Raw genomic sequence first — 13,195 nt, 5'->3', positions numbered from 1 at the left:
CATGTCCGGAACACGTCGTGCTGCCGAACGCCACCGCCCCGCGGGTGCTGCCGCCGCGGGATCCACCGGCGGGCGGGCGGCGCCAGGGCCCCGGGCACAGGCCCGCGGCCGGCGGCGCAAGGCGCGCCGGCGTCGCGGAGCCACCTCGGCGGGCACCGCGGCCCTGCTCGCGGTCGCGGCCGTCGGCTGGTTCGGTTTCGGCCCCGGCGGGCTGCTCGGCGCGCACGGCAGCGCGGCGCTCGCCCGGAGCACACCGCTGGCGCTGCCGCCCCAGGCGTCGGCCGCCCCGCAGGGCACGCCCGGGGCGAGCACCGCCGCGACCCCGGCCGGGCAGCCCACCGCCGGCGATCCGCACTCCCAGGCACCCGGCGCCGACCGGTCCGACCGGGCGGACGGCAGCTACACCGCGATACCCGGCCTGGGCGCGGGATTCAGCGCGAAGATACCGGCCCAGAGCACCCAGGTGGTGCTGGCCGCCGGTGCGGGCAAGGACTCCTCCGACTCCACCGTGACCCTGTGGAACCGCACCCCCGACGGCCGCTGGCGCCCGGGCACCGCGTGGAGCGCCCACAACGGCGACGCCGGCTGGAGCACCGACCACACCGACGGCGACCTGCGCAGCCCGATCGGCGTCTACACGCTCAGTGACGCCGGCGGCCTGAAGCCGGACCCGGGCAGCAAGCTGCCCTACCACCAGGACGACGACTTCGTGGCCGGCGGCACCGGTTTCAACGGCGAGTCCCTGGCCGGCGCCTTCGACTACGTGGTGGCGATCGACTACAACCGGGTGGTCGGCACCTCCCCGCTGGACCTGCAGAAGCCGCTCGGCGCGGCCAAGGGCGGCGGCATCTGGCTGCACGTCGACCACGGCGGCCCGACCCACGCCTGCGTCTCGCTGGCCGAGGACCACATGACCGAGTTGCTGCGCACCCTCGATCCGGCAGCCCATCCGGTGATCGTGATGGGCGACGCGGCCTCGCTCGCCACCTGAGGTGGTCCGCCGGTGGGGGCCGGCGTCGCGACGCCCGGGCTGTCGCCTGGACGGCTTCTCCTCAGTCGCCGATGCTCCGCATGGACTCCTTCGTCGGCGCCGCCCAGACTCGGCCCGAACGCCGCTCCTTCACCCGGCCCCCACCGGCGGACCACCTGAGAATCCTCTTTATGCCCCCGAATGTCCCCCCGGGGCCCGTTGCGGGACAAGGGCTGTTGTTCGTCTCCTACAGCTTCCGGGGTCGGATCCTGTCACCGGCCGTGAGCAGTTGACGCACCGGTAACCGGGTTGAGTGGCACTATGACCGGTTCCCGCATTGTGGCGCTCGGCCACTACCAGCCCGCCAAGGTCCTCACCAACGACGACCTGGCGGTTCTGGTCGACACGGACGACGAGTGGATCCGCAGTCGGGTGGGCATCCGCGCGCGGCACATCGCCGAGAGCGAGACGCTCGTCGACCTCGCCACCGAGGCGGCGCAGAAGGCGCTGGCCGCGAGCGGGTTCGCCCCGGCGGACATCGACCTCGTGGTGGTGGCCACCTGTACCGCCGTGGAGCGCAGCCCCAACACCGCCTGCGCGGTGGCTGCGCGCCTCGGCATCCCCAGCCCCGCCGCCTACGACATCAACACCGTCTGTTCGGGCTTCTCCTACGCGCTGGCCACCGCGGACCACGCGATCCGGGCCGGTGCGGCGACCCGGGCGCTGGTGATCGGCGCCGAGCGGATGTCCGACACCATCGACTGGACCGACCGCAGCACCTGCGTGATCTTCGCCGACGGCGCCGGAGCAGCGGTGGTCGAGGCCCAGCCGGCGGACTGCGAGCCCGGCATCGGCCCGGTGGTCTGGGGCTCGGAGCCGGAGAAGACCGACGCGGTGACCATCACCGGGTGGAAGCCGGTGATCAGCCAGCAGGGCCAGGCGGTCTTCCGCTGGGCCACCACCCAGATCGCGCCGCTGGCCCGGCAGACCTGCGAGCGGGCCGGGATCGAGCCGAGCAAGCTCAAGGGCTTCGTGGCCCACCAGGCGAACCTGCGGATCATCGACTCGATCGCCGCCAAGCTCGGCGCCACCGACGCCGTGATCGCCCGCGACGTGGTCGACTCCGGCAACACCTCGGCCGCCTCGATCCCGCTGGCGCTCAGCAAGCTGGTCGAGCGCGGTGAGCTGAGCAGCGGCGATCCGGTGCTGCTCTTCGGCTTCGGCGGCGGGCTGGCCTACGCGGGCCAGGTGATCCGCTGCCCCTGAGCGGGCGCGAACACAGCGGTGGGCGGGATCCCGGTCAGGGATCCCGCCCACCGCCACGTGTGGGGCCGGCGCGCTGCGGTACGTCGGCGAACCTCCCCCGAGGACACGGCCGCCGCCCGACGTTCCACCGGACAGGAGGCCGGGGCCACGCGCGAGCACACGCTATGAGGTTTTTAGGGTAGTCGGACGGTCTACCTGGGAGGCTTCTTGCCGGTGACGCCCAGGTAGACCAGGGGGGCGAGGGTGGGCTTGAGGTCCTTGACCTTGACGCCCCAGGAGGTGAAGGCCTTCTGATGCTCCGCCGCCGATGCGAGCAGCGAGATCAGCGAGCCGGCCACCGCCGCGGCGTCCTGCGCCTTGTCGGCCTGGCCCTTGGCCTGGAGGTCCTTGACGGCATCCGCGAGCGGCTTGGCGACCGAGTTGAGGACCGTCATACGGATCTTGAAGAACCGCTTGTCCCCTTCTGCGGCACCAAGGGTGACCACGCGCAGAATGGCGTCGTTCTTGCGCCAGAAGGCGAGGAATCCGTCCACCAGTTCTTCGGAGGTGGTGGCACCGGACTTTCCTGCCCAGGACTTTCCGTCGATCAGCTCTTTGAGCTCGACGGAGTCCTTGGCCATTTCCTCGGCGATCTCGAGGACGGCGCCCTCGACATCCGGGAAGTACTGGTAGAAGGTCGCGGGGGAGGTACCCGCCATACGGGCGACGTCGATGACCTTGACGTCCCGGTACGGCGACGTGCTGAGCATCTCGCGGAGGCAGTCGAGCAGCTTCTGCCGCGTCTCCTGTCCGCGTCGCCCGGCGACGCGACCGTCGACGGTGCGAACTTGTCCTGTCATGCCGTCAGCTTACCGCGCACCGATCATGGCGCGATTCGGTGATGCGACTATTAGTCCGCACGGGGGCGGTAATGGGGGCGCGATAGCGATATTCGAAGCCCCCCCGTGTGCTGATGGCGGCACAGAGTGACGGACAGTGGGCTGAGGGGGACTCGGGTTGCTCTGCGTAGTGCCGCGCATGAATGCGGTGACTTCCGAGGGCTCGTCAGATCGGCTGGCCGATCGTCGAGTCGACGGGCCGTCGGTCGCCGCCCAGGACGGCCCGGGGCGGCGACTGGCCGGAAGCCGACGGTATGGCGCGACACGGCCGCAGACCTGGGGCAGGGGGAGATTGGCTCAGGGGCCGGGCGCATTGGAGAATCAACTCCGGCCCCCGAACGGGTGTCGTGCGGACGGGGAGGTGGCAGCCGAGTGGACCAGCTGACGGCGCAGGATCCGAGACGGATCGGGCCGTTCGAGGTGCTCGGGCGCCTCGGCGCCGGTGGGATGGGGCTGGTGTACCTGGCGCGGTCCGCCTCGGGGCGGCGGGTGGCCATCAAGACCGTGCGCGCCGAGCTCGCCGAGGACGAGCTGTTCCGGGTCCGCTTCGCGCGCGAGATCGCCGCGGCCAAGACGGTCGGCGGTTTCTACACCGCGGCCGTGGTGGACGCCGACGCGGACGCCCGGGTGCCGTGGCTGGCCACCGCCTACGTCCCCGCGCCCTCGCTGGAGGACCTGGTCGGCGAGTGCGGGCCGCTGCCGGTGGACGCGGTGCGCTGGCTGATCGCCGGCATCGCCGAGGCGCTGCAGTCCATCCACGCCGCGGGCCTGGTGCACCGTGACCTCAAGCCGTCCAATGTGCTGGTGGTCGAGGACGGCCCGCGGGTGATCGACTTCGGGATCGCGGCCGGTGTCTCGAACAGCCGGCTGACCATGACCAACGTGGCGGTCGGCACGCCCGCCTACATGTCGCCGGAACAGGCCAAGGACAGCCGCAGCGTCACGGGGGCCAGCGACGTCTTCTCGCTCGGTTCGCTGCTGGTCTTCTGCGCCACCGGGCACGCGCCCTACCACGGCGGCAACCCGGTGGAGACGGTCTTCAAGCTGCTGCGCGAGCAGCCGGACCTGTCCGGGCTGCCGGTGGAGCTGGTGGACCTGGTCCGGGCCTGCATGCGGCCCGCGCAGGAGCACCGGCCCACGCCCGCGCAGATCCAGGCGGAGCTGGCCCCGCACCTGTTCTCCGGGGACGACGCGGGGGAGGAGGGCGGCACCTGGCTGCCGCCGGAGGCGCTGGACTTCATCGAGCGCAAGCGCCGTCCGCGCCCCGTGCCGGCCCCGCGGGTGTCGCCCGCCCCGGCCGCGCCGATGACCGCACCGCCCGGGATCCCGCCGCTGCCGGCCGGTCCGCCGCCGGTGCCCGCACCCTACCTGGCGGCGCACGCCGGGCCGGCCGTGCCGGAGAGCCACTGGGGGCCGCCGCCGGTCCCGCCGCTGCCGCCGCGGACGAGCGCGCCGGCCAGGCCCGAGGGGGTGGACCCGCGCACGGGCGCGCTGGGGCCGCTGGGGTCCACAGCGATGGCGCAGGCGGCCGGCTCCTCGGCGGTCGGCCGCCCGGCCATGGGGCAGGCCGGGACCGGCCAGGGCACGACCGGTCAGGCCGGGCCGGGACAGGGCGCGGACGGCGAGGTGGCCACCGCCAAGCTCGGCTCGGCCCACCGGCACCGGCGCGACCCGGCGCAGGAGATCCAGCTCTCCGGTGCCTCGGTGCGGATAGGGCCGGGGCCGCAGGCGCACGGCGTGGAGCCGGCCCCGCCGGCGGCGGCGCCCGGCTGGTCGTCGCCGACGCCCGCCGAGACCGACTGGGTGCGCCGGGCCGACGGCACGGCGGGCGCGCCCGCCGCCGGTCCGACCGCCGCCGCCACGGCCTCCGCCGCCACCGTCGAGCGGACGGCGCCGGGCCGCTGGCGGCCGTGGCGGTTCCGGATGTCCAACGACGTCTGGGGCACGCCGGTGGTCGCCGACGGCACCCTGTTCATCTCCAGCTTCGAGGTGCACGCCCTGGACATCGCCTCGGGCCGGCGCCGCTACAAGACCCGGGACGTGGCCTGGGCGGTGGCGGTGGACGCCGGGCGGCTGCACGCCGCCGACGGCCCGCACCTCTACACGGTGGACGTCGCTGACGGCACCGAGCGCTGGCGCACCTCGCTGGACGGCTGGGTCTACGCGCTGGACGCGGCCGACGGGGTGCTCTGCTGCGGGCTGCGCGGCGGCGGGGTGCAGGTGCGCTCCAGCGCCAACGGCGCCGAGCTGTGGCGGGTGGAGGACGCCCAGCAGGACTACGAGAACCCGCAGTCCGGCCCGGCGCTGCTGGCGGGTTCGGTCTACTACTACGGCGGCGGGCGGCTGCGCTGCGTGGACGCCCGCGGCGGGCTGCCGCGCTGGACCTTCCCGGTCGGCGAGGACGTGCCGTCCCGTCCCGCGGTCCGCGGCGGCCTGGTCTACGTCACGGCGGGGACGGCGGTGTACGCGCTGGACGCGGCGAGCGGGGCGCAGCGCTGGCGGTTCGAGGCGCCGGTGGTGCTCTTCACCCCGCCGGTGCTGGACGATTCGGCCACCCCGGCCGTCTACGTGGCCGACTACCTCGGCACCCTCTACGCGCTGGACGGCGCCACCGGGCGGGTGCGCTGGCAGGGCCGCACCGCGAGCCGGCAGGGCGCCGAGCCGGTGGTGCTGGCCGGGCGCAGCGCGCTGATCGCCAGCGGGGACACCCTCTACGCCTTCGACACGGTGAGCGGGCGGGAGCTGTGGCGCTACGCGGCGCGCGGCGAGATCGTCGGCGCCCCGGCGGCTGCGGACGGTCTGGTCCACCTGGGCAGCCGGGACCACTCGCTGCACACCCTGGACCTCGCCACCGGGCGGCTGCGCTGGGAGCTGGGGACCAAGGGCGAGCTGACGGGCTCTCCGGTGGCCGCGCTCGGCCGGGTCTTCGTGAGCAGCAAGGACCGCTGCGTCTACGCGCTGGACGCGGTCTACGGAACGGCGGTGCCCGAGCAGCGTTAGGGCCTGCCCGCGGGCCGGGGCCGCTGCGGCGCGCCATTGACGGCAATTCGGACATATCGGTGGAATGCTGACGAGGCCCGGCGAAAGCCGGGCAGCAGTCCCCGTATGGACGGAACCGGAGGCAGTCCAGGTGCACCCCTCGAAGGATCACACCCGCCCGATCCCGCCCGGCCCGCGTCCCACCGGACCCAAGGCCGTCGCCCTGCGGCCGGCCGGGCCGGCGGCGGCGGTGGTGCTCTGCGCCGCGCTGGCGCTGGCCGGCTGCACCAGCGGTTCCTCCTCCTCGTCCTCCGCCTCCTCCTCGACCGGGGCGAGCGCCTCGCCCTCGGTGACCAACCAGCTGCAGACCGAGTACCAGCAGGTGATCGCCAATGTGCTGCCCTCGGTGGTGCAGATCACCACGGCCTCCGGGCTCGGCTCGGGGATCGTCTACGACGACAAGGGCGACATCGTCACCAACGCCCACGTGGTGGGCACCGCGACCAGCTTCCAGGTGAGCCTGGCCAACAGCAGCAGCCAGCTGGACGCCACCCTGGTCGGCAGCTACCCGGACTCCGACCTCGCGGTGGTCAAGCTGACCAATCCGCCCAGCGGCCTGCGCCCGGTCACCTTCGGCAACAGCGCGCAGGTGGAGGTCGGGCAGATCTCGTTGGCGATGGGCAGCCCGCTGGGGCTCTCCAGCAGCGTGACCGAGGGCATCGTCTCCGCCACCGGGCGGACCGTCACCGAGCCGCAGGGCGGCGGCTCGCCCGGCGCCACCATCGGCAACATGGTGCAGACCTCGGCCGCGATCAACCCCGGCAACAGCGGCGGGGCGCTGGTGAACCTGTCCAGTCAGGTGATCGGCATCAACACGCTGGCCGCCGTCGACCCGGACCTGAACGGCAGCGCCGCCACCGGGATCGGCTTCGCGATCCCGAGCGCCACCATCACCAGCATCGCCGACCAGCTGATCTCCAGCGGCAAGGTGACCAACTCGGGCCGCGCCGCGCTCGGCATCACCGCCCGCACCTACTACAACGGCAACTACCAGCCGGCCGGCGTGGTGATCGTCAGCACCACCTCCGGTGGTGCGGCGGCCTCGGCCGGACTGCAGGCGGGCGATGTGATCACCCAGGTCGGCGCCACCCCGATCACCACGCTCAACTCGCTGACCACGGCGCTCGCCTCGCTCGCGCCCGGGAGCAGGACCACCGTCAGCTACACGCGCTCGGGTGCCGGCAAGACGGCGGACGTGACCCTGGGGACGCTCGGCTCCTGACCGGGAGGTCTGCCGGCAGGGGCCCGTCAGGGACCGGTCCGGCGGCGGCGTACCGCGCAAGGGTCGCCGCCGCCGGACCACTGGCTCGCGCGGGGCCCGGTTCAGGCGGTGCGGACCGCCCGGGTGTGCCAGGGGAGCTCGATGGTGACCGTGGTCGGGCCGCCCACCGGGCTCTCCACCAGGAAGACGCCGTCCACCGCGCCGACCCGCTCGGCCAGGCCGGCCAGGCCGCCGCCGGGGCGGAAACCGCCGCCCGGGGCCGTGGCGCCGCCCCGGCCGTCGTCGCCGACCTGGATCATCAGCCGGTCGGCGGAGCGCCAGGCGTCCACCGAAGCGCTGGTGGCCCCCGCATGCTTCGAGGTGTTGGTGAGCAACTCGCTGACGGTGAAGTAGGCGATGCCCTCCACCGCGGAGTCTGGGCGCTCGACGACCCCGTCGGGGCCGGTCAGGTCGACGTTGACCTGCACCCCGCCGGGCACGGTGCAGCGCGCGGCGACCGCGGAGAGCGCCGCGTCCAGGCCGCGGTCGGTCAGCACGGCGGGGTGGATGCCGCGGGCCAGGTCGCGCAGCTCCTGCAGGGCCAGCTTCACCTCGCCGTGCGCGGCGTCGACCATCTTGGCGGCCGAGGCCTGCTCGGTCGACAGCTCGGTCTCCAGCAGCTTCTCCTTGGCCAGGCCGAGGTCCATGGCGAGGGCGACCAGCCGCGCCTGGGCGCCGTCGTGCAGGTCGCGCTCGATCCGGCGCAGGTCGGCCGCGGCGGTGTCGACCACCGCGCCGCGGTCCTCCTCCAGCTCGCGCACCCGTGCCGAGAGCTGACCCGGACCGAGCAGCTGCTCCACCAGCATCCGGTGGACCACCGCCAGGTAGCGGACCACCCAGGGCAGCAACGGCCAGCCGGCCACCAGGAAGAAGAGCGTCACGGTGAAGGTGATCGCACCCCAGGGCAGCATCAGCAGGCAGTAGAGCACCGAGCGCCAGCTCAGCCCGTCGGTGAGCGAGGCGAGCACCCAGCCGGTGATCCCGGGCTTGGCCGCGACCAGCGGCTGCGGCTCCTCGACCTGCGCGCCCAGACCGGGCCGGGCCTTCCAGCGGGCCACCACGCCGATGCCGCGGGCCCCGCGCAGCCCCAGGGCCAGCACCGGCAGCCCGACCACCGTCACGCTCAGTCCCGCGCCGACCGCGAGCACCGTGGTGGTGAAGACGAAGGCCGCGATGCCGACGGGCAGGCCGAGCAGGTGGTGGATCACTTCGCGCCACATCTGGGCGCCGTACAGCGGCCTGGCGTCGCGGCGCTCGCCGGGGAGCTTCATGGTGGGCGTCCGTTCCAGTCGTGGGGGTGTGCGAAGGACAGCTTCGCCGAACCCGGGGGTTTCGCGCACGGGGGCTAGGGAGAGTCCGTACCGGGGGATATCCCCACCCCCGGCCGGTGGGTCCCGGGGGCGGTCCCGGCGGTGTCCTGCCAGTGGACCGAGTCGTCTTAAGTGGCGGGCAGGGTTCCGGAGGGACCGAGCCATGGCCATAGACTCACCGCGTAGCAAGGTTATGGATGTGTAAATAAATGCTGCGCTGCCCGGCCCGGCCGGCCGCGCGGCACCGCTGAGCTGGAGGCGAACGCAATGCAGGGGCCCTGGGCCAGCGCCCTCGCGGCCGACCCCGCGCAGGGCGGCGGCTACTTCCACGCGTACGGGGCGGTGGGGCTGCTCGCGGTGGTCGGCGCGCTCTTCATCGCGGTGGCGTTCACGGCCAACCGGCTGTTGCGTCCGGTGGTCTGGTCCCCCGAGAAGCTGCTCAGCTACGAGTGCGGGGTCGACCCGGTGGGTGAGGGCTGGGCGCACACCCAGGTCCGCTACTACATCTACGCGTTCCTCTACGTGATCTTCGCGGTCGACGCGATCTACCTCTTCCCGTGGGCGACGGTGTTCGCCGCCGCGGGATACGGCGTGGGGACGCTGGTGGAGATGTTCATCTTCCTCGGCTTCCTCGCGGTCGGTCTGCTCTACGCCTGGAAGAAGGGGGTCCTGGAATGGACCTGACCCACAGCCACGGCTCGGGTGGACCCGTCCCGCTCGGTCTGCCCGACCCCGCCCACCCCGGTCCGGGAGCGCTGGAGCAGCGCCGCCTGGGCCCGTTGGCCCGGCTCGCTCCGGACCCGGTCAAGGTGGTGCTCAACTGGGGGCGCCGCTACAGCCTCTGGTGCTTCAACTTCGGGCTGGCCTGCTGCGCGATCGAGTTCATCGCCGCGTCGATGGCCAAGCACGACTTCATCCGGATGGGTGTGATCCCGTTCGCGCCCGGCCCGCGGCAGGCCGACCTGATGATCGTCTCGGGCACCGTGACGGACAAGATGGCTCCCGCCGTCAAGCGCCTCTACGAGCAGATGCCGGAGCCGAAGTACGTCATCTCCTTCGGCGCCTGCTCCAACTCCGGCGGGCCCTACTGGGACTCCTACTCGGTCACCAAGGGCGTGGACCAGATCATCCCGGTCGACGTCTACGTGCCCGGCTGCCCGCCGCGGCCCGAGGCGCTGCTGCAGGGCATCCTCAAGCTGCAGGAGAAGATCGCCGCCGAGTCGCTGGCGGAGCGCTACGCCGGGCCGTCCACCGGTGCGCTGCGCCGGCCGCTGGTGCCGGGCCCCGGGGGTGCGCAGTGAGCCAGGACCTGACGCCCGAGCGGGCGGCCGCTGCCATCGGACCATGGGCGAGCGCCGCCCGGGCCTATGAGCTGCTGACCGTCGACGTGCCGGCCGAGCACTGGATCGAGGCGCTGACCGCCGCCCGGGACGGGCTGGGCCTGCGCTTCTTCGACTGGCTGAGCGCGGTGGACGAGCTCGCCGAGGGCTTCGCCGTCTGCGCGCACCTGGCCGCCGCCGGGGACGGCGCCGGGGTGCGCCACCTGCTGCTGCGCACCCGGGTGCCGCGCGCGGGCGCCGCGCTGCCGACCGCGGGCGGCGTCTACGCCGGGGCCGGCTGGGCCGAGCGCGAGACGCACGAGATGTTCGGGATCGAGTTCACCGGGCACCCGGACCTGACGCCGCTGCTGCTGCCGGAGGGCTTCGAGGGGCACCCGCTGCGCAAGGAGTTCGTCCTGGCGGCCCGGGTGGCCAAGGCCTGGCCGGGCGCCAAGGAGCCGGGCGAGAGCGAGCACGACGGTCCGGCGCGGCGCAAGATGCAGCCGCCCGGTGTGCCGGACCCCAACGAGTGGGGGCCGCTCAAGGGCACCCTGCCGCCGGTCGCCGAACGGCCGGCCCGTGCCGCCCGCGGACCGCGCGCGGCCGGGGCGGGAGCTGCGGCGGAGGGCGCGCCCGCGGTGCGGGCCGACCGGCCGCGGCGCAACCGCAGCATCACGGACGGCTCCGCCAGCCAGTCGGCGCCCGCCGCTGCCCCCACGCCGGCTGCCGCCGAGCCCGCTGCCGCCACGCCACCGGCCGCCGAGCCGGGGCCCGCCACCGAGGCCCCGGCGGCCCCGGCGGCGCCAGCCGCACCGGCCCGTCCGGCGCGCACCCGCAGCGCCGACGCGCCGTGGCACTCACCGGTGCCGGCACACGATCCCGCGCCCGCGAAGTCGGCCGAGCCGACTCCCGACGCGCCGTCGGCCGAGCCGACGAAGCAGGACACCCCCGGGAGTGCCCCCGAGGAAGCCGCCGAGAACCAGGACGGAGAGGGCGCGTGACTCTGCTCGACACACTGCTGCGCTGCCTCGCCGCGCTGGTGGTCATGCTCACCTTCCCGCTGATCATCGGTCAGACCGAGCACAAGGTGATGGCCCACATGCAGGGCCGGCTCGGCCCGATGTACGCCGGTGGCTTCCACGGCTGGGCCCAGCTGGTCGCCGACGGCGTGAAGTTCGCGCAGAAGGAGGACATCGTCCCGGCCGGTGCCGACCGGCGGGTCTTCCAGCTGGCGCCGGCCGTCGCCCTGCTGCCGTACCTGCTCGTGCTGCTGGCCGTGCCGGTGGGCCCGCACGGCTTCGTCGGGCAGGCGATCGACGCGGGCATCTTCTTCGTGCTCGCGGTCATGGGCATCGGCGTGCTCGGCTCGCTGATGGCCGGCTGGGCCTCGGCGAACAAGTTCTCGCTGCTCGGCGGCCTGCGCACGGCCGCCCAGCTGATGTCCTACGAGCTGCCGATGCTGCTGGCCGGCGCCTCGGTGGCGATGGCGGCCGGCACCCTGTCGCTGCCCGGGATCATGGACGCCTTCCACTGGTGGTGGATCCCGTGGCAGGCGATCGGCGCGTTCGTCTTCTTCACGGCCGGCCTCGCCGAGCTGCAGCGCCCGCCGTTCGACATGCCGGTGGCCGACTCCGAGATCATCTTCGGCGCGTACACCGAGTACACCGGGCTGCGCTTCGCGCTCTTCCTGCTCTCCGAGTACGCGGGCATCCTGGTGCTCTGCGCGCTGACCGCGGTGCTCTTCCTCGGCGGCTGGCACGGACCGCTGCCGGACAGCCTCGGCTGGCTGTGGACGCTGCTGAAGACCTTCGCGCTCGCCTTCGTGGTGATCTGGGCCCGGGTGACCTTCCCGCGGCTGCGCGAGGACCAGCTGATGCGCTTCGCCTGGACCGTGCTGATCCCGCTCGCGCTCCTCCAGCTCGCCCTGACCGGCATCATCAAGGTGGCGATCTCCCAGTGAACCTGCCCGGATCCGGCCTGGCCAAGGGCCTGGCCGTCACCCTGCGGACGATGACGCGCAAGACCGTCACCGCGCAGTACCCCGAGGTGCAGCCGCAGCTGCCCCCGCGCAGCCGCGGCGTGATCGGGCTGCTGGAGGAGAACTGCACGGTCTGCATGCTCTGCGCCCGGGAGTGCCCGGACTGGTGCATCTACATCGACTCGCACAAGGAGACCCTCCCGGCGGCCGACCCGAACGCGCGCGCCCGCACCCGCAACGTGCTGGACCGCTTCGCCATCGACTTCTCGCTCTGCATGTACTGCGGGATCTGCATCGAGGTCTGCCCCTTCGACGCGCTCTTCTGGTCGCCCGAGTTCGAGTACGCGGAGACCGACATCCTGGAGCTGACCCACGAGCGCGAGAAGCTGCGCGAGTGGATGTGGACGGTGCCGGCCCCGCCGGCGCTGGACCCGGCGGCCGAGGAGCCCAAGGAGATCGCCGCCGCCCGCAAGGCCGCCGACAAGATGGCCGCGGCCCTGGGCGGTGACGGCGCATGAGTTCGCTGCTCGCCGCCGCCGCCGGCTCGCTCGCGCCCGCGAGCCGGGGCTTCCTGTCGCCGACCGGCGTGGAGATCGTCTTCGTGCTGGTCGGTCTCGCGGTGCTCGGCTCGGCACTGATCTCGGTGACCACCAGGCAACTGGTGCACGCCGCGCTCTGGCTGGTCGTGGCGCTCGGCGGCCTGGCCGTGGAGTTCCTGCTGCTCACCGCCGAGTTCGTGGCCTGGGTGCAGGTGCTGATCTACCTCGGTTCGGTGGTCGTGCTGGTGCTCTTCGGCCTGATGCTCACCAAGGCGCCGATCGGCCGCTCGCCGGACGCCGACTCGGGCAACCGCTGGGTGGCCCTGGGCGTCGCGCTGGCCACGGCCGGCACCCTGGTGACCCTGGTGGTGGACGCCTTCCGGACCTCCTGGATCGACCTGGGCGCGGGCGGCGGCAGCACCGCCGTCACCGGCGCCAGCCTGTTCCGGTACTGGGTGCTGCCCTTCGAGGCCCTCTCGGTGCTGCTGCTGGCCGCGCTGGTGGGGGCGATCGTGATCTCCCGGACGGGCAAGGGCGGCGCCAAGCCGCGCGCGGGCCGGCTGCGCACCGCGCGTCCGCCCGCCGCCCAGCGCCCCGGCCGCGCCACCGCCGCCCCCGAGCAGCAGGAGCGCTGA

12 protein-coding genes are annotated in these 13,195 nt (G+C 73.6%); 10 read left to right on the top strand and 2 right to left on the bottom strand.

The features are described 5' to 3' along the window. The first annotated feature begins 1 nt into the window (after position 1). Both OG500_RS16625 and OG500_RS16620 read left to right on the top strand, forming a co-directional pair. Complete coding sequence (locus OG500_RS16625; RefSeq protein ID WP_442907041.1) at positions 2-991, top strand: L,D-transpeptidase family protein; 990 nt, start codon at positions 2-4, stop codon at positions 989-991. A 300-nt stretch (positions 992-1,291) separates the two neighbouring features. Then, the gene (locus tag OG500_RS16620; protein WP_327067459.1) at positions 1,292-2,236 is read left to right on the top strand and encodes a beta-ketoacyl-ACP synthase III; all 945 of its coding nucleotides are present in this window, start codon (positions 1,292-1,294) and stop codon (positions 2,234-2,236) included. A gap of 191 nt (positions 2,237-2,427) precedes the next feature. On the opposite strand, the gene OG500_RS16615 is transcribed toward OG500_RS16620, so the two are convergent. Beyond that, on the bottom strand, positions 2,428-3,075 hold the full coding sequence (locus OG500_RS16615; RefSeq protein WP_184937043.1) for a TetR family transcriptional regulator: 648 nt from the start codon (positions 3,073-3,075) through the stop codon (positions 2,428-2,430). A gap of 411 nt (positions 3,076-3,486) precedes the next feature. On the opposite strand from OG500_RS16615, the gene OG500_RS16610 reads away from it, so the two are divergent. Together OG500_RS16610 and OG500_RS16605 are read left to right on the top strand one after the other, a co-directional pair. Then, positions 3,487-6,114 carry a serine/threonine-protein kinase gene (locus OG500_RS16610; protein WP_327067458.1) on the top strand — a complete coding sequence of 876 codons (2,628 nt, stop codon included), beginning with the start codon at positions 3,487-3,489 and terminating at the stop codon, positions 6,112-6,114. A gap of 202 nt (positions 6,115-6,316) precedes the next feature. Further along, a complete protein-coding gene (locus OG500_RS16605; RefSeq protein ID WP_442789339.1) occupies positions 6,317-7,375 on the top strand; it encodes a S1C family serine protease in 1,059 nt (352 codons plus the stop codon). A gap of 101 nt (positions 7,376-7,476) precedes the next feature. Here OG500_RS16605 and OG500_RS16600 read toward each other — a convergent pair whose 3' ends face one another. Further along, complete coding sequence (locus OG500_RS16600; RefSeq protein ID WP_329581023.1) at positions 7,477-8,685, bottom strand: sensor histidine kinase; 1,209 nt, start codon at positions 8,683-8,685, stop codon at positions 7,477-7,479. Positions 8,686-8,991: 306 nt separating this feature from the next. Between OG500_RS16600 and OG500_RS16595 the strand changes: the two genes are divergently transcribed. The 6 genes from OG500_RS16595 to OG500_RS16570 are packed head-to-tail and all read left to right on the top strand — an operon-like array spanning position 8,992 to position 13,195. After that, the gene (locus OG500_RS16595) at positions 8,992-9,408 is read left to right on the top strand and encodes an NADH-quinone oxidoreductase subunit A (RefSeq protein WP_327067456.1); all 417 of its coding nucleotides are present in this window, start codon (positions 8,992-8,994) and stop codon (positions 9,406-9,408) included. Further along, complete coding sequence (locus OG500_RS16590) at positions 9,399-10,025, top strand: NADH-quinone oxidoreductase subunit B (RefSeq protein WP_327067455.1); 627 nt, start codon at positions 9,399-9,401, stop codon at positions 10,023-10,025. Before OG500_RS16595 ends, OG500_RS16590 begins: the two co-directional genes overlap by 10 nt. Further along, positions 10,022-11,044: an NADH-quinone oxidoreductase subunit C gene (locus OG500_RS16585; RefSeq protein WP_329581019.1), complete on the top strand. Its 1,023-nt coding sequence runs from the start codon at positions 10,022-10,024 to the stop codon at positions 11,042-11,044. Before OG500_RS16590 ends, OG500_RS16585 begins: the two co-directional genes overlap by 4 nt. Before the next feature lie 2 nt (positions 11,045-11,046). Beyond that, entirely contained in the window at positions 11,047-12,003 is a 957-nt protein-coding gene (locus tag OG500_RS16580) for a complex I subunit 1/NuoH family protein (RefSeq protein ID WP_442789338.1), read from the top strand. Between the two features lie 50 nt (positions 12,004-12,053). Next, positions 12,054-12,539: a 4Fe-4S binding protein gene (locus tag OG500_RS16575; RefSeq protein WP_327071580.1), complete on the top strand. Its 486-nt coding sequence runs from the start codon at positions 12,054-12,056 to the stop codon at positions 12,537-12,539. Beyond that, a complete protein-coding gene (locus OG500_RS16570) occupies positions 12,536-13,195 on the top strand; it encodes an NADH-quinone oxidoreductase subunit J family protein (RefSeq protein ID WP_329581016.1) in 660 nt (219 codons plus the stop codon). Before OG500_RS16575 ends, OG500_RS16570 begins: the two co-directional genes overlap by 4 nt.

The organism is Kitasatospora sp. NBC_01250, from assembly GCF_036226465.1.
Lineage (GTDB): Bacteria > Actinomycetota > Actinomycetes > Streptomycetales > Streptomycetaceae > Kitasatospora.
Note: the sequence above shows the minus strand (reverse complement) of the source record. Positions and strands in the feature narration are given on the sequence as shown.